This is a genomic window from Nocardioides dilutus, from assembly GCF_054779555.1.
This window is the reverse complement of record NZ_BAAGYA010000004.1, coordinates 144,370-160,391: the sequence shown is the minus strand read 5'-3', so window position 1 is coordinate 160,391 and position 16,022 is coordinate 144,370. Positions and strand designations below refer to the sequence as shown.

General features: G+C 71.2%; 13 protein-coding genes. 9 read left to right on the top strand and 4 right to left on the bottom strand.

Going from position 1 to position 16,022, the window contains the following annotated elements; all coding sequences use genetic code 11:
* The first annotated feature begins 101 nt into the window (after positions 1 to 101).
* Positions 102 to 1,316 carry a saccharopine dehydrogenase family protein gene (locus ACYVC6_RS22020; RefSeq protein WP_460716695.1) on the top strand — a complete coding sequence of 405 codons (1,215 nt, stop codon included), beginning with the start codon at positions 102 to 104 and terminating at the stop codon, positions 1,314 to 1,316.
* A gap of 70 nt (positions 1,317 to 1,386) precedes the next feature.
* Here ACYVC6_RS22020 and ACYVC6_RS22015 read toward each other — a convergent pair whose 3' ends face one another.
* Together ACYVC6_RS22015 and gabT are read right to left on the bottom strand one after the other, a co-directional pair.
* Complete coding sequence (locus ACYVC6_RS22015) at positions 1,387 to 1,848, bottom strand: nuclear transport factor 2 family protein (RefSeq protein ID WP_460716694.1); 462 nt, start codon at positions 1,846 to 1,848, stop codon at positions 1,387 to 1,389.
* Complete coding sequence (gabT, locus tag ACYVC6_RS22010; protein ID WP_460716693.1) at positions 1,845 to 3,209, bottom strand: 4-aminobutyrate--2-oxoglutarate transaminase; 1,365 nt, start codon at positions 3,207 to 3,209, stop codon at positions 1,845 to 1,847. The genes ACYVC6_RS22015 and gabT overlap by 4 nt, the downstream gene beginning before the upstream one ends.
* 296 nt (positions 3,210 to 3,505) lie before the next feature.
* Here gabT and ACYVC6_RS22005 point away from each other — a divergent pair, with 296 nt between their 5' ends.
* Positions 3,506 to 4,456, top strand: a complete 951-nt coding sequence (locus ACYVC6_RS22005) for a hypothetical protein (protein ID WP_460716692.1) — start codon at positions 3,506 to 3,508, stop codon at positions 4,454 to 4,456.
* Between the two features lie 127 nt (positions 4,457 to 4,583).
* Here ACYVC6_RS22005 and ACYVC6_RS22000 read toward each other — a convergent pair whose 3' ends face one another.
* Positions 4,584 to 6,416 (bottom strand): N-acyl-D-amino-acid deacylase family protein, encoded by a 1,833-nt coding sequence (locus ACYVC6_RS22000; RefSeq protein ID WP_460716691.1) that lies wholly within the window; start codon positions 6,414 to 6,416, stop codon positions 4,584 to 4,586.
* Between the two features lie 39 nt (positions 6,417 to 6,455).
* Positions 6,456 to 7,820: a polysaccharide deacetylase family protein gene (locus ACYVC6_RS21995; protein ID WP_460716690.1), complete on the bottom strand. Its 1,365-nt coding sequence runs from the start codon at positions 7,818 to 7,820 to the stop codon at positions 6,456 to 6,458.
* A 68-nt stretch (positions 7,821 to 7,888) separates the two neighbouring features.
* On the opposite strand from ACYVC6_RS21995, the gene ACYVC6_RS21990 reads away from it, so the two are divergent.
* From ACYVC6_RS21990 to ACYVC6_RS21960, 7 genes are all read left to right on the top strand, one after another.
* Complete coding sequence (locus tag ACYVC6_RS21990; RefSeq protein ID WP_460716689.1) at positions 7,889 to 8,983, top strand: 1-deoxy-D-xylulose-5-phosphate reductoisomerase; 1,095 nt, start codon at positions 7,889 to 7,891, stop codon at positions 8,981 to 8,983.
* 12 nt (positions 8,984 to 8,995) lie between these two features.
* Positions 8,996 to 10,363, top strand: coding sequence for a M50 family metallopeptidase (locus ACYVC6_RS21985; protein ID WP_460716688.1), 1,368 nt, complete (start codon positions 8,996 to 8,998; stop codon positions 10,361 to 10,363).
* A gap of 51 nt (positions 10,364 to 10,414) precedes the next feature.
* Positions 10,415 to 11,545 carry a flavodoxin-dependent (E)-4-hydroxy-3-methylbut-2-enyl-diphosphate synthase gene (ispG, locus tag ACYVC6_RS21980; protein ID WP_460716833.1) on the top strand — a complete coding sequence of 377 codons (1,131 nt, stop codon included), beginning with the start codon at positions 10,415 to 10,417 and terminating at the stop codon, positions 11,543 to 11,545.
* A gap of 72 nt (positions 11,546 to 11,617) precedes the next feature.
* A complete protein-coding gene (locus tag ACYVC6_RS21975; protein ID WP_460716687.1) occupies positions 11,618 to 12,463 on the top strand; it encodes a GNAT family N-acetyltransferase in 846 nt (281 codons plus the stop codon).
* A 52-nt stretch (positions 12,464 to 12,515) separates the two neighbouring features.
* On the top strand, positions 12,516 to 14,285 hold the full coding sequence (locus tag ACYVC6_RS21970) for a proline--tRNA ligase (protein WP_460716686.1): 1,770 nt from the start codon (positions 12,516 to 12,518) through the stop codon (positions 14,283 to 14,285).
* Between the two features lie 12 nt (positions 14,286 to 14,297).
* Complete coding sequence (locus ACYVC6_RS21965; protein ID WP_460716685.1) at positions 14,298 to 15,143, top strand: alpha/beta fold hydrolase; 846 nt, start codon at positions 14,298 to 14,300, stop codon at positions 15,141 to 15,143.
* 10 nt (positions 15,144 to 15,153) lie between these two features.
* Entirely contained in the window at positions 15,154 to 15,882 is a 729-nt protein-coding gene (locus tag ACYVC6_RS21960) for an HAD family hydrolase (RefSeq protein ID WP_460716684.1), read from the top strand.
* Positions 15,883 to 16,022 lie beyond the last annotated feature (140 nt).

Sequence of the window (16,022 nt, the reverse complement as noted above, 5' to 3'; positions counted from 1 at the left end):
GAACGGGCCGCGTCGCGAAGGAGGGTCGAGCAAGCGCCACGACCGAGGAACGAGGTCGTGACGCGCGGGTCGAGACCGCGTAAGGAGAGGCTGGAACTGAAGTGAGGATCCTGCTGGTCGGCGCCGGCGGAGTGGGCGGCGCGTTCACGGCCATCGCGGCCCGGCGCGACTTCTTCGAGACCATCGTGGTCGCCGACTACGACCCGGCGCGGGCCGAGAGGGCGGCGGCCACCGACGCCCGGTTCGTCGCCGCGCAGGTCGACGCCTCGTCGGCGGAGTCGGTCACGGCGCTGTGCCGCGAGCACGGCATCACGCACGTGATGAACGCCGTCGACCCGGTCTTCAACATGCCGATCTTCGAGGGCGCGTTCGCGGCCGGGGCCGACTACCTCGACATGGCGATGTCGCTGTCAAAGCCGCACCCCGAGGCGCCGTACGAGAAGACCGGCGTCAAGCTGGGCGACGAGCAGTTCGCCGCCGCCGAGCAGTGGGAGAGCGCCGGCCGGCTCGCGCTGGTCGGGATCGGTGTCGAGCCCGGGCTGTCCGACGTCTTCGCCCGCTACGCCGCCGACCACCTGTTCTCCGAGATCGACGAGCTCGGCACCCGCGACGGCGCCAACCTGGTCGTCACCGACGACGACGGCAACGAGATCTTCGCGCCGTCGTTCTCGATGTGGACCACGATCGAGGAGTGCCTCAACCCGCCGGTGATCTGGCAGGACGGTGAGTGGTTCACCACCTCGCCGTTCAGCGAGCCGGAGGTCTTCGACTTCCCCGAGGGGATCGGGCCGGTCGAGTGCGTCAACGTCGAGCACGAGGAGGTCCTCCTCATGCCGCGTTGGATCGAGTGCCGGCGCGCGACGTTCAAGTACGGGCTCGGCGACGAGTTCATCAACATCCTCAAGGTCCTCCACACCCTGGGCCTCGACCGCACCGAGAAGGTGCGCGTCAAGGGCGTCGATGTGAGTCCGCGCGACGTCGTGGCCGCCGTGCTGCCGGACCCGGCCACCGTCGGCCCGCGGATGACGGGCAAGACGTGCGCCGGGCTCTGGGTGACGGGCAGGGGCAAGGACGGCGAGCCGAGGTCGACCTACCTCTACCACGTCGTCGACAACGAGTGGGCGATGAGCGAGTACGGCCACCAGTGCGTCGTCTGGCAGACCGCCGTCAACCCTGTCGTGGCGCTCGAGCTGCTGGCCACCGGAACCTGGAAGGGGGCGGGCGTCCTCGGACCCGAGGCCTTTGACGCCGTCCCCTTCCTCGACCTCTTGACCGCCTACGGCAGTCCGTGGGGGATCAAGGAAGTCTCGGGATAGCCGGCCGGTGCGTCTGCGCCCGTGGGGGGTGCGCAGGCGCGCCGGCCCGGCGCCCGAATTTGGATCCCGGTCAGACGAGGCCGGTCGCGTCGAACAGCCAGGACGTGTCAGCGGTGAGCAGGCCGTCCTGCCACTCCTGCGGCGCGGCGCTGGTCAGTGCGTTGTAGTCCCAGTAGTCGCGCCACAGGCTCACCCGGCCGTCGCGCACCTTGTGCACGGTCGCGAACGGCAGGTGCAGCACCTCGCCGGTCTTGAAGGTCCACGTCTCGGAGTGCTCGTAGATCACGTCGTCGCCGTCGGCGACCAGCGTGCCGTCGTGGTTCTCGTAGGCCGCGAGCTCGCCCCACCCGACCCGGAGCCGCTTGGCGATGTCGACCGGACCTCGGGCGGAGAACGCCGGGCCCAATGGGACGTCGTAGTAGACGCAGTCGTCGGTGACCCACTCGGCGATCGCGTTGTAGTCACGATCGTTGAGGACGGCCCACAGGCCGCGGACGGCGTCCTCGGGGGACCGCGTGGCCGCGTCGCTCATGCGGTCGCCGCGAATCCGTCGGCGACGACGCCGAACGCCTCGTCGAGCAGGTCGTCGGAGATCGACAGGGGCGGGAGGAAGCGGAAGACGTTGCCCCAGGTGCCGCAGGTGAGGGTGACGACGCCCTGGGAGTGACAGTAGGCCGAGACGGCGGCGGCCCTTGCGGCCTCCGGCGTGGTGGAGCCGGGTGTGCACAGCTCGATGGCCATCATCGCGCCGCGGCCGCGGATCTCTGCGACGACGGGGTGGTCGGCCGAGATGTTCTGCAGGTGGGCGTCCATCCGGGCGCCCAACTCGCGGGCGCGTCCGGCCAGGTCGTGCGTGCGCATCTCCTCGATGGCGCCGAGCGCGGCGGCGCAGGCGACCGGGTTGCCGCCGTAAGTGCCGCCGAGGCCGCCCACGTGCACAGCGTCCATCACCTCGGCGCGGCCGGTGACCGCGGCCAGCGGCAGGCCGCCGGCGATGCCCTTGGCGGTCGTGACGAGGTCGGGCACGACGCCCTCGTGGTCGCAGGCGAACCAGTCGCCGGTGCGGCAGAAACCGGTCTGGATCTCGTCGGCGAGCAACAGCACGCCGTTGGCCGTGCACCACTGGGCGATCGCCGCCAGGAAGCCGGGCGCCGGCACCACGAAGCCACCCTCGCCCTGGATCGGCTCGATCGCGACACAGGCGAGGTTGCCCGCGCCGACCTGCTTGTCGAGCACGTCGATCGCGCGGGCCGCGGCCTGCTCCCCGGTCAGCCCGTCGCGCAGCGGGTAGGACATGGGGGCGCGGTAGACCTCGCCCGCAAACGGCCCGAACCCCTGCTTGTAGGGCATGTTCTTGGCCGTCATCGCCATCGTCAGGTTGGTGCGGCCGTGGTAGGCGTGGTCGAACACCGCCACCGCATCCCGGCCGGTCGCGACCCGGGCGATCTTGACGGCGTTCTCGACGGCCTCCGCGCCGGAGTTGAACAGCGCTGACTTCTTCGCATGGTCGCCCGGCGTGACCTCGGCCAGCGCCGCGCAGACGTCGACGTAACCGTCGTAGGGCGTGATCATGAAGCAGGTGTGCGTGAACGCCTCGGCCTGGGCGGCCAGCCGCCCGACCACCGAGGGCGCGGCGTTGCCCACGCTGGTCACCGCGATGCCGGAGCCGAGGTCGATGAGGCTGTTGCCGTCGACGTCGACGATCACGCCGCCCCCGGCCGCGGTCACGAAGACGGGGAGCATCGTGCCCACGCCGTCGGCGACGTGCGCCTTCTTGCGCCCCAGCTTCTCCATCGACAGCGGGCCGGGGATCTCGGTGACCAGGCGGCGTTCCTGGGGGAGACCTGGTCCGCCCGCGGTCGTCGGCGCCGGTGCTGTTGGGGTGGCGGTCATGGGCTCACATTAGGGGTGCCGAGGTCGGGTGCGGGAGGCCCGCCCGGCCGCCCCGTTGGGCGGTGAGCCAGGCATGGTTTGGGTGGACGGCAGTGAGCCTGGCTCACCGCCCACTCGACGTCGCCCGGGTGGGCGGTGAGCCAGGCATCGTTCGAGCGGTCGGGAGTGTGTCTGACTCACCGTCGTCGCCGAGGCGACAGTCCGCCCGATGCTCACAGGAGAGCGGCGTCGGCGAGCATCCACAGTGCGGCCGTCGTCCCGCACGCGAGCGGGTCCGGATGACCTCGACTACTCAGATGAACGAGATTCCTCCTGAGCTCCTCGCCGGACCGTTCACCCGGGCGCGGGCGCTGGAGCTCGGCGTCACGCGGACGATGCTGGTCGGGAGGAGGTTCGAGCGGATCCATCACTGCGTCTACCGCATCGCCGGGGCACCGATCAGCTACGAGGAACGAGTGGCCGCCGCACGTCTCGCCCTGCCGCCGGATGCCCGGCTGACGGGCATCAGTCGGATCCGGGAGCTCGGGCTCGAGTATGGCCCCCAGGTGCCGATCCACTTCGTCGTGGAAGGGGACCACCACCTCGATCTCGACGGCGTCTTCCTGCACCGGACCAAGGCGCTCGCGCCGTTGGCCGACGGGCAGATGAGCGCCGAGGGGGCGTTCATCTCCTACTGCTCGCTCACGAGGGTCATCGCTGCGATCAAGGTGGGGGACTGGCTGCTCCACAACCGGCACATGGCTCTGACCAGACTCATCGAGGTCGCGGGCGCGCACACGTGGCGAGCCGGTGCCCACGAGGCGCTCTTCATCGCCAACTTCCTGACCGACAAGTCGCGCTCGCTCAAGGAGTCCGAGACCGCAGCCTGCCTGGTCTTTGCCGGATTGCCGAAGCCCGAGTTCAACCTCGCGCTCGACATACCCGGCCGCGAGATCATCGGCGACCTCGTCTACCGCCTCTTCAAGGTCGTGGTCGAGTACGAGGGAACCCATCACCAGGAGGAGCGAGGCCAGTACATCTCCGACATCGACCGCTACAAAGCGATGCGCGATCACGACCACCGTTACGTCCAGATCACCAAGGAGCGGCTGGCGAGGCCTCGGCAGATGGTCGAGGTCGTCGACGAGGAGCTTCGCACGGCGGGCTACGACGGCCCCGCGCCGGTCTTCGGTGAGCAGTGGCGTGTGCTCTTCGCGCGCGTGCACCGGATCATCGGCGCCCGCCACCCTCGTCAGGTCGGCGCCTGACCTGGCCGCCTCTCGGGCGGTGGCTGAGGCAGGGTACGGCCGGCAGGAACTGTGTCTGGCTCACCGCCCGCCGGGTGTGCCCCGGCCGGCGGTGGCTGAGGCAGGGTTGGCCCGGCCAGAAGCGTGTCTAGCTCACCGCTCGCGCGGTCTGCTCGGCGGCAGCCGCGGGCCGGTACGCCGGGGCAGGCCGGCCGGCCCGCAGAAAGACACCGGTCCGTTCCGCGCCGAGGACCGGCGTCGCAGCGCCGTCGCGCCAGACCGTCCGGCCGCCGACCATCACCATCGGCACGGTCGCGTCGTTGCGGTTGACCATCCGGGAGAGGCCGTCGTACTGCTCGACCGGGGCCTCGGCGTAGTCCTCCAAGGACGAGTCGAGCCGGGCCGGGTCGAGCAGGAAGAGGTCCGCCCGGTCACCGACCCGCAGATGGCCGGCGTCCAGGGAGTACCAGTCCGCGAGCTCGCCGGTGAGCCGGTGCACGGCCTGCTCGACAGAAAGAAACGTACGTCCGCTTCTTTCCGAATCGACCACGTGCTTGAGCAGCCGCAGACCGAAGTTGTAGAACGCCATGTTGCGCAGGTGGGCGCCGGCGTCGGAGAAGCCCATCTGGATGCCCGGGTTCTGGGCCATCTTCCGGAGCACCTTGGGCCGGTGGTTGGAGATCGTGGTCCGCCAGCGCAGCGCGGTGCCGTGCTCGAGCACCAGGTCGAGGAACGCGTCGACCGGATGCACCGGCGAGCCCGGGGCGCCGCGCTCGACCCCGACGGCGCCGAACGACTTGCCGACCACCGAGGGGTCCGGGCAGGCGACGATCTCGGCGTCGAAGAAGTCCCGGTGCCAGACCCGCGGCCCGTACTTCGACTCGTAGTCCTTGCGGAAGCGGGCCCGGTAGGCGGGGTCGCGGAGCAGGTCGTCGCGGGCGATCTTCTCCTGCAGGTGCAGGGCGGCCGCTCCCGCGCCGAACTCCTCGAAGATCACCAGGTCGATGCCGTCGGCGTAGACCTCGAACGGCACCGGCAGATGCTGGAAGCGGAAGTCGCCGCCGAGCCGGTTGACGACCTTGGCCATGCCGCCCATGAGGTGGATGACGAACGGGATCGCCTTGATGTCGGCCGCTGACAGCAACGACGTCTTCAGGGGCGGACGCCGCCGGCCGATCGAGCCGAACGCCTGGGTGACCAGCGACTGCGGCCGCTTCACGTCGGGCCCCGCCTGGAGGGCGCGGCCGCGGGCCCGGAGCAGGTCGCGCAGCGGCTTGAGCTCGCGCCGCCTGGCGTACGTCGACGGCAGCGTCCTCGAGCGGCAGACGTCACCGTCGAGCTTGTCGAAGAGCAGCTGCTGGGCCGACATTCCGACGAAGCCGGCATCGAGGGCCTCGCGCAGCATCTCCTCCATCCGGGCCTGTTCCGCCCGGGTGGGGGTGACCTCCTTGCGGGTCGCCCGGTCCAGCCCCATGGTCGCGGTGCGCATGTCGGAGTGGCCGATGAACGCCGCCAGGTTGGGCCCGAGCGGCAGCGACTCCAGCGCGGCGACGTACTCCTCGGCCGTGGTCCACGTCTGGTGCTTGTCGACGGCGTTGATCACGTGCTGCCGCGGGATCGCCTCGACCCGGCCGAACAGGTCACCGGCGTCGACTCCGCCGACGTGGACGGTCGAGAGCGAGCAGGAGCCGAGGAAGGTGGTGGTGACGCCGTGGCGCACCGACTCCTCGAGCGCCGGGCCCTCCAGAACCTCGACGTCGTAGTGGGTGTGGATGTCGACCATGCCGGGGAGGACCCACAGCCCCGCGGCGTCCACCACCTGAGCGCAGCCGGTCGTGTCGAGCGGGTCGGGAGAGACCGCCACGACCCGGCCGTCCCGGATCCCGAGGTGACGTAGGGCAGACGGCGCCCCGGTGCCGTCGAACCAGCGGCCGCCGGAGATGACGGTGTCGTAGGGACGGTCGGGTGCGGCGTCAGGCATGCCTGGCATCGAACCGGACCAGTTGACACGCGTCAAGAACTACGGAGGGCTGATGGTCACCAGGGCGTCCCGGACGGCGACCCGGGCATGCTCGGCCGCGTCGAGGCGCACGACGAAGGTCTCCGCACCCTCCACGACGAGGTCGGCCAGCACGGACACCGTGATCACGGCCGTGAGCCCACCGGCCGGGACGGTCACGGTGCCCGACGTCGAGATGTAGTCGGACTCGTCGGCGGTGCCGGGCACGGTCCGGTAGGCCAACCGCACGTCCCGGCCGCTCTGCCGGTCCAGCCGGAAGACGACCGGCACCTGGACGGTGCCCGCGGGCGGCTCCGTGGTCGACGCCGGTTCGCCCGACACCCGCGGTGGCCGGTCCCGGTCCCGGATCACCGCGGTGACCGGCTCCGCGTCGAGGTCGACGCCCTGCCCGCTCGCCAGGCTCACGTCGAACCGCTCGGTGGCCTCGTCGAGGCCGTCGCGGACGACCGGGATCCGCACCTCCTTGCTCAGGGTGCCGGCCGGCAGACGCACCGTGCGGGTCCTGATCGCGAGGTCGTCGGACGGGCTGGCCGTGCCGCCGCTCACCGCGAGCCTGACCGAGGTTTCCCGCCCGGCCGGGGCCGACAACGTCACGGTGGCCCGCACGGTGCCGCCCTCGCGCACCCGCCGGTGGTCCGGGTCCAGGGTGATCCGCGCGGTGGGCGTGGGGTAGCCGGGCTGGCCGCGCTCGTCCAGGGCGACGAAGCAGTAGCCGCGCTGGCGTGCGGCCCTGACGATCCGGGGCACGGCGTCGACCGACCGGGGCGAGTTCGTGACGCCGTCGTGCATGAGCACGATGTTGCGTCCGTTGCGGCGCAGCTGGCCAAGGACGCTGGCAGCGATCTCGTCGGCGGACCGGTTGTCCCAGTCGTAGGGGTCGACGTCCCAGAGCACCACCGTGTGGTGGGTGCGCCGAGCCGCGGCGTAGACGTCACCGTCCACCGCGCCGTACGGCGGCCGCACCAGGCTCATCGGATGCACACCGGCTCGGCGCAGCTGCCCGTCGGTCCGCCTGATCGTGGAGACGATCTCTGCCTGGGTCAGCCCGGTCATGTCCGCGTGGTCGTAGCCGTGGTTGGCGATGAGGAAGCCGCCGCGCTCGACGAGGCGAGCGACGGCCGGGGCCGCAGCCACCCGGGAGCCCACCATGAAGAAGGTCGCGGGCACGTGACGGACGCGCAGGATCCGCACCAAGCGCCGGGTCACGCCGCTCGCGGGGCCGTCGTCGAAGGTCAACGCCACCAGGCCGGCGCGGCAGGGCGGCCGGGATGCCCCGGCCGGCGGAGACGAGTGAGCGGGGACCGCGACGACGGCGACCACGCAGGCGGCGGCCGCCAGGGCTGCGCCACGCGACGTGCGGACCACCACCCCAGGGTGCGTCACGAGGGCTGTGGTCTCGTCCCAACGCGCCGTCGGCCTGCGAGGATGCACCAGTGAGGCGCGACGTGGTCATCCTCGGCTCGACCGGCTCGATCGGCACCCAGGCACTCGAGCTGGTGCGCCGCAACCCCGACCGGTTCCGGGTCGTGGGGCTGAGCGCCGGCGGCAGCAACCCGGACCTCTTCGCCGAGCAGGTCGAGGAGTTCGCCCCGGCCTTCTCCGGGCTGGGGGAGGAGGCCTCGACCGAGGCCGCCGCACAGCCCTGCGACGTCGTCCTCAACGGCATCACCGGAGCCGTCGGGCTGCGACCCACGCTCGCGGCGCTCGAGGCCGGGACGACGCTCGCGCTCGCCAACAAGGAGTCCCTCATCATGGGCGGCCCGCTCGTGCTGGACCGCGCGAAGCCCGGCCAGATCGTGCCCGTCGACTCCGAGCACAGCGCGCTCGCCCAGTGCCTGCGGTCGGGCACCGCCGAGGAGGTACGACGCCTCGTGCTCACCGCGAGCGGTGGACCGTTCCGCGGCCGCAGCCGCGCCGAGCTGGCCGCGGTGACCCCGGACGAGGCGCTCGCGCATCCCACCTGGGACATGGGGCCGGTCATCACCATCAACTCCGCGACGTTGGTCAACAAGGGCCTGGAGGTGATCGAGGCGCATCTGCTCTTCGGCATCCCCTTCGACCGGATCGAGGTGGTCGTGCACCCGACGAGCGTCGTGCACTCGATGGTCGAGTTCGTCGACGGCTCGACCATCGTGCAGGCCAGCCCGCCCACCATGCTGATCCCCATCGCCCTCGGCCTCACCTGGCCCGAGCGGGTCGCCGACACCGCGCCCGCCGTCGACTGGACCAGACCGCAGACCTGGGAGTTCTTCCCCCTCGACGAGGAGGCGTTCCCGGCCGTGTCGCTGGCCGCCGAGGCCGGTCGCCGGGGCGGCACGGCGCCCGCGGTCTACAACGCCGCGAACGAGGTGGGGGTGGACGCCTTCCGGAGGGGCAGGCTCGGTTTCGACCGGATCGTCCCGACGATCGAGACCGTCCTCACCGATCACGACGTACCCTCGACCTCACCGCTGACCGTCGACGACGTCCTGGCCGCAGACGACTGGGCCCGACGCCGAGCGGGCGAGCTGGTCGTGGAGCAGTCCTAGGAGGGCGGGGCAGTGGAGTCGTTGCTGTGGAGCGTGGGCGCGCTCCTCTTCGTGCTCGCCATCCTCGTCTCCATCGGGCTCCACGAGCTGGGCCACATGATCCCGGCGAAGGCCTTCGGCGGGAAGGTCACCCAGTACTTCATCGGCTTCGGCCCCACGGTGTGGAGCTGGCGTCGCGGCGAGACCGAGTACGGCATCAAGGCGATCCCGCTGGGCGGCTACGTCAAGATCGTCGGGATGCTGCCGCCGGGGGCGGCCGACGCCCTGGCCGACGCCGGCGACGAGGTCACGGTCGACGCGGCCGGCGACACCGTGACCAAGGTGCGCAAGTCCAACACCGGCCTGTTCACCCAGCTGATCTCCGACGCGCGGGCCGCGGAGTGGGAGCTGGTCGGGCCCGAGGACGCCGACCGGCTCTTCTACAAGATGCCGTGGTGGAAGAAGGTCGTGGTGATGTCCGGCGGGCCGTCGGTCAACATTCTCATCGCGTTCTTCGTGTTCTGGGCGATCTTCGCGACCTACGGCAACGCCGGGCAGCCCGAGGTCGACGCCGGCCGGCCGGTCCTCGCCCAGGTGTCCGACTGCGTCATCCCTTACGAGGAGCAGCGGTTCGAGTGCAACGACACCGACCCCGTGAGCCCGGCCGTCGAGGCGGGGCTGAAGCCGGGCGACGTCATCACCAGCTTCAACGGCACGTCCGTGACCGACTGGGACCAGCTCCGCGAGCTGATCCGGGGCAACGCCGACGGCACCGCGGTCATCGGCTACGAGCGCGACGGTCAGCAGCTGACCGGCACGACCAACACGACCGTCGAGCTGCGCCCCAACAGCGAGGACGACGAGACCCTGACCGCTGTCGGGTTCCTCGGTGTGACGCCCACGACCCACCTGGCCACCGGCGGACCGATCTACACGCTGCAGCAGATGGACGGGATGGCGGTCGACACCGTCAAGGCGATGGCCGACCTGCCCGGCAAGGTGTGGGGTGTCGCCAAGGCGATCGTCGGCATTCAGGAGCGCGACCAGGACAGCCCGGTCAGCATCGTGGGCGGCAGCCGGTTCTCCGGCGAGATCGTCTCCAGCGACCGACTCGAGGTCACCGAGAAGGTCGTCTTCTTCGGCTCCCTGGTCGCCGGCTTCAACTTCTTCATCGGGATGTTCAACTTCGTCCCGCTGCTCCCCCTGGACGGCGGCCACATCGCCAGTGCGCTGTGGGAGGCGGTCCGCCGCGGGTTCGCCCGGCTGCGCGGTCGTCCGGACCCCGGCTACGTCGACGCCGCCAAGCTGCTCCCGGTGGCCTACGTCGTCGCGTCCTGCCTGCTGGTGCTCAGCCTGGTGCTGATCGTCGGCGACATCGTGGTGCCCGTCAGCATTACTTAGCGCCGGGCCGCCCGCCGTACGCTGAAGGGCGTGACTGAGATCAGCCTGGGCATGCCGACGGCGCCCCCACCGGTGCTCGCCCCCCGCCGCAAGACCCGTCAGATCAAGGTCGGCAAGGTGGGCGTCGGCAGCGACTCACCGATCTCGGTCCAGTCCATGACCACGACGCTCACCGCGGACGTCAACGCCACCCTCCAGCAGATCGCCGAGCTCACCGCCACCGGGTGCGACATCGTCCGGGTGGCCTGCCCGAGCCAGGACGACGCGGAGGCACTCCCCGAGATCGCCGCGCACTCCCAGATCCCCGTCATCGCCGACATCCACTTCCAGCCGAAGTACGTCTTCGCCGCGATCGACGCCGGCTGCGCCGCCGTCCGGGTCAACCCGGGCAACATCCGCAAGTTCGACGACCAGATCAAGGAGATCGCGGCCGCCGCCAAGGACCGCGGCACCTCGATCCGGATCGGTGTCAACGCCGGCTCGCTCGACCCGCGGCTGCTGGAGAAGCACGGCAAGGCCACCCCCGAGGCGCTGGTCGAGTCAGCGGTGTGGGAGGCGAGCCTCTTCGAGGAGCACGACTTCCACGACTTCAAGATCTCGGTCAAGCACAACGACCCGGTCGTCATGGTGCGGGCCTACGAGCTCCTGGCGCAGGCGGGGGACTGGCCGCTGCACCTCGGGGTCACGGAGGCCGGTCCGGCGTTCCAGGGCACGATCAAGTCGGCCACCGCCTTCGGTGCGCTGCTCTCCCAGGGGATCGGCGACACCATCCGGGTCTCCCTCTCGGCGCCTCCGGTCGAGGAGGTCAAGGTCGGCCTGCAGATCCTCGAGTCGCTCAACCTCAAGCCCCGCCGGCTCGAGATCGTGTCCTGCCCGTCCTGCGGCCGGGCCCAGGTCGACGTCTACAAGCTCGCCGAGGAGGTGACCGCGGGCCTCGACGGGCTCGAGGTCCCGCTCCGGGTCGCCGTCATGGGCTGCGTCGTCAACGGTCCCGGCGAGGCCCGCGAGGCCGACCTCGGCGTCGCCTCGGGCAACGGCAAGGGCCAGATCTTCGTCAAGGGCGAGGTCATCAAGACCGTCCCCGAGTCACAGATCGTGGAGACGCTCATCGAGGAGGCCATGCGCATCGCCGAGGGCATGGAGGCCGTCGACGGCGCCGCGGCGACGGTCACTGTCCGCTAACCCTCGTGAGCTTCGCACGCGTGGCAGCTGACGGTCCCCGGCCGCTGCACGGTTGAGCACTAGCCTGACCGCATGCTGACGACGCGGCAGGGGGTGCGGGTGCTGGAGAGCACCGACCTCGACGCGTTCCTGGCGCTGACCGCCCAGGACCCGGTCGTCAACGTGTTCGCCGAGCACCGCGCCCGCACGACCAACCTCGAGCCCCGCTGGCTCGGCGGCGAGGTGTGGGGGCGGTTCGCCGGGGGTGAGCTGGTCGCGGCCTGCCACGTCGGCGCCAACCTGGTGCCCGTGCAGTGCACCCCGGACGACGCCCGGGCCTTCGCCGAGCGAGCGCTGACCCGGACCCGCTCGGTCTCCACCGTGGTCGGCCCGCACGAGGCGGTCGAGACCTTCTGGCATTCCGTCTCCGCGTCCTGGGGACGCCCGCGCGAGCTGCGGTGGCGACAACCCCACCTCGAGATCGGCGGCCCTCCGCTGGTGGCGCCGGACCCCGGCGTACGCCGCACCACCCGGGCCGACCTGGACGAGCTCTACCCGGCCTGCGTGGCGATGTACACCGAGGAGGTGGGCGTCTCGCCCGAGGAGGGCGGTGGGGCGGAGCTCTACCGCGCCCGGGTCAGCCAGCTGATCTCCCGGGGCTGGTCCTTCGCCCGCTTCGACCGGGGACGCCTGGTCTTCAAGGCCGAGGTCGCGTGCGCGTCGCCCCACGCCGCTCAGGTCCAGGGCGTCTACGTCGCGCCCGACCGGCGGGGCCAGGGCCTGGCGGTCGCGGGCATGGCCGCCGTCGTCGACCTGGTGCAGCGGCACGTCGCCCCCGTGGTGTCGCTCTACGTCAACGACTGGAACGTGCCCGCCCGACGCGCCTACGAGCGGGTCGGGTTCACCCAGACGGCGACGTTCTCCACGGTCATGTTCTGACGGCCTTCAATCCGCGTCGCGGCCCACCCGGCGGCACCCGTACCCTCTCCGCATGATCTCCCGGATGTCGTCCCTGTTCGTGCGCACCCTGCGCGACGACCCGGCGGACGCGGAGGTCCCGAGCCACCGGCTCCTGGTGCGCGCCGGCTACATCCGCCGCGCCGCCCCGGGCATCTACACCTGGCTCCCGCTGGGACTGAGGGTGCTGCGCCGGATCGAGGCGATCATCCGCGAGGAGATGGACGCCATCGGAGCACAGGAGCTGAGCTTCCCCGCACTGCTGCCCCGCGAGCCCTACGAGGCGACCGGCCGCTGGACCGACTACGGCGACGGCATCTTCCGGCTCAAGGACCGCAAGGACGCCGACTACCTGCTGGGGCCGACCCACGAGGAGATGTTCACCCTCGTCGTCAAGGACCTCTACTCGTCCTACAAGGACCTGCCGCTGTCGATCTACCAGATCCAGACGAAGTACCGCGACGAGGCTCGGCCCCGGGCCGGCCTGCTGCGCGGACGCGAGTTCGTGATGAAGGACTCCTACTCCTTCGACATCGACGACACCGGCCTCGAGGCGAGCTACCAGGCCCACCGGGACGCCTACATCCGGATCTTCGACCGGCTCGGCTTCTCCTACGTGATCGTCAAGGCGACGTCGGGAGCGATGGGCGGCTCGCGGTCGGAGGAGTTCCTCGCCAGTGCCGCGGTGGGTGAGGACACCTACGTCCGCTGCACCAACTGCGACTACGCCGCCAACGTCGAGGCCGTGCAGGTGCGGCCGCCCAGCCCGGTGGCCTACGACGACGCACCGGCGGCGCACGCCGAGGACACTCCGGACACCCCGACCATCGACACGCTCGTCGCTCATCTCAACGCGGCGTTCCCGCGCGACGACCGCCCGTGGGAGGCCGGCGACACCCTCAAGAACGTCCTGGTCGTCCTCAAGCACCCGGACGGCACCCGCGAGCCGCTGGCCATCGGCCTGCCGGGTGACCGGGACGTCGACCAGAAGCGGCTCGAGGGGCAGCTCGAGCCGATCGAGGTCGAGCCGATGGACGAGGCCGAGATGGCCAAGTACCCCGCGCTGGTCAAGGGCTACATCGGCCCGGCCGTCCTCGGGGAGAAGGCCGAGTCCGGCATCCGCTTCCTCGTCGACCCCCGGGTCGTCGAGGGAACCCGCTGGGTGACCGGCGCCAACACCCCTGGCAGCCACGTGCTCGACCTGGTCGCCGGACGCGACTTCACGCCCGACGGCACGATCGAGGCGGCGGACGTCCGCGACGGCGACGCCTGCCCGAGCTGCGACACCGGCACGCTCGAGTCCGCGCGCGGCATCGAGATGGGCCACATCTTCCAGCTCGGGCGCAAGTACGCCGACGCGCTCGACCTCCAGGTGCTGGACGAGAACGGCAAGCTGGTCACGGTGACCATGGGCTCATACGGCATCGGCCCGTCCCGGGCGGTCGCGGCCATCGCCGAAGGCACCCTCGACGAGCTCGGGCTGTGCTGGCCGCGCAACGTCGCGCCCTACGACGTCCACCTGGTGGCGACCGGCAAGGACGAGGAGGTGTTCGCCGCCGCCGAGCGGGTCGCGCACGAGCTGTCGGCGGCGGGCATCGCCGTGCTCTACGACGACCGGCCCGGCCGGGTCAGCCCCGGCGTGAAGTTCAAGGACGCAGAGCTCATCGGCGTCCCGACCATCGTGGTGGTCGGCAAGGGCCTGGCCGACGGCACGATCGAGGTCAAGGACCGCGCGACCGGCGAGCGGCAGCAGGTCCCCGCCGACCACGTCGTCGACCACCTGGTGCGGCTCGTCCGGTCCTGAGCCCTGACTGACATGGAGCGCATCGACCTGCCGGCCGGGACCGTCCACTACCGCTCCTACGGACCGGCCGACGGGCGCCCGGTGGTGTTCGTGCACGGGTTCCTCGTCGACACCGACCTGTGGTCCGACGTGCCGCAGCGGCTCGCTGGCGCCGGCTACCGGACCTTCGCCCCGACCTGGCCCCTCGGTGCGCACACCACGGCGATGGCTGACGGCGTCGACCTGTCGCCGCGCGGGGTCGCCCGGGTGGTGCTGTCGTTCCTCGAGGCGCTCGACCTCACCGACGTGGTGCTGGTCGGCAGCGACACCGGGGGAGCGGTCAGCCAGCTCCTCCTCGACGAGGATCCGTCGCGGATCGGCCGGCTGGTGCTGACCAACTGCGACGCCTTCGACACGTTCCCGCCGTTCCCCTTCGACCGGTTGTTCCAGCTGGCCCGCCACCCACGACCCGCGCTGCTGGTCCTGCAGTCGATGCGGTCGGCGTTCCTGCGCAACAGCAAGCTGGGCTTCGGCTGGCTGGTCCGCCGCGACCTCGCCGCGGCCGAGAGCCGGGCCTGGATCACGCCCTATCTCACCGACCCCGGCGTACGCCGCGACGTCACGGCGTTCGCCCGGGGCTGGACGGGCGAGGAGCTGACGGACTCCGCCCGCTGGCTCGAGCGGTTCGACAGACCGGTCCTGCTCTGCTGGGCTCCCGGCGACCCGTTCTTCAAGATGCGGCTGGCCCGCCAGCTGCTGGACACGTTCCCGGACGCGACCCTGGTCGAGTTCGCGGGCGCCCGCACCTTCGTCTCGCTCGACCAGCCCGAGCGCCTGAGCGACGAGATCCTGCGTTGGCTGGGGGGCGGCCCGGCCTAGGGTCTGCGTCGTGTCCACCAACCCGGCTCCCGTCGACGCCGTGATCTTCGACTGGGGCGGCACCCTGACCGCCTGGCACGACATCGACTTCCACGCCGAGTCCCTCGCGCTCGCCCAGGCGGTGGTCAACGTCGACCACGACGTGGAGGTCAGCCGGCAACGGCTGCACGAGGCGGGCAACACCATCTGGGGCCGGTCCCGTGACCACCAGCAGAGCTCGACCGTCGCCGACCTGTTCGCCGTGGCGGGGCTCGACCACGACCCGGACCTGCTGTCCGCCTACTACGACTTCTGGGAGCCCCACACCTACACCGACCCCGAGGTGCGGCCGACCTGGGAGGCGCTGCGGGCCGCCGGGATCAAGGTGGGCGTGCTGTCCAACACGATCTGGCCGCGGGCGTTCCACGAGGGGATCTTCGAGCGCGACGGTGTCCTCGACCTGATCGACGGCGATGTCTACACCAGCGAGATCCCGTGGACGAAGCCGTCGCACCATGCGTTCGAGGCGGCGATGCAGCCGGTCGGTGCGAGTGACCCGGCCAGGTGCGTCTACGTCGGCGACCGGCTCTTCGACGACATCTGGGGCGCCCACAACGCAGGCATGCGGGCGATCCACGTCCCGCACAGCGAGATCCCGCGGGAGCAGGTGGGGCACAGCGAGGGAACGCCCGACGCCGTCGTCCATCGGCTCAGCGAGATCCCCGGCCTGGTCCGTGGCTGGGTCCGCGGCCGGCGCTGACCCGCCGCGACAGCGGTTCTGCAAGATCGTGCATTGCACGAAATAGGCCCCCGCACCCCTCGCCCGCGGGCCCGCCCAGGGGGCAGGCTGCGGCCCAGCCGTCATGGTGACGGCCGCTTCCCAAAGGAAGGACCTCCCTG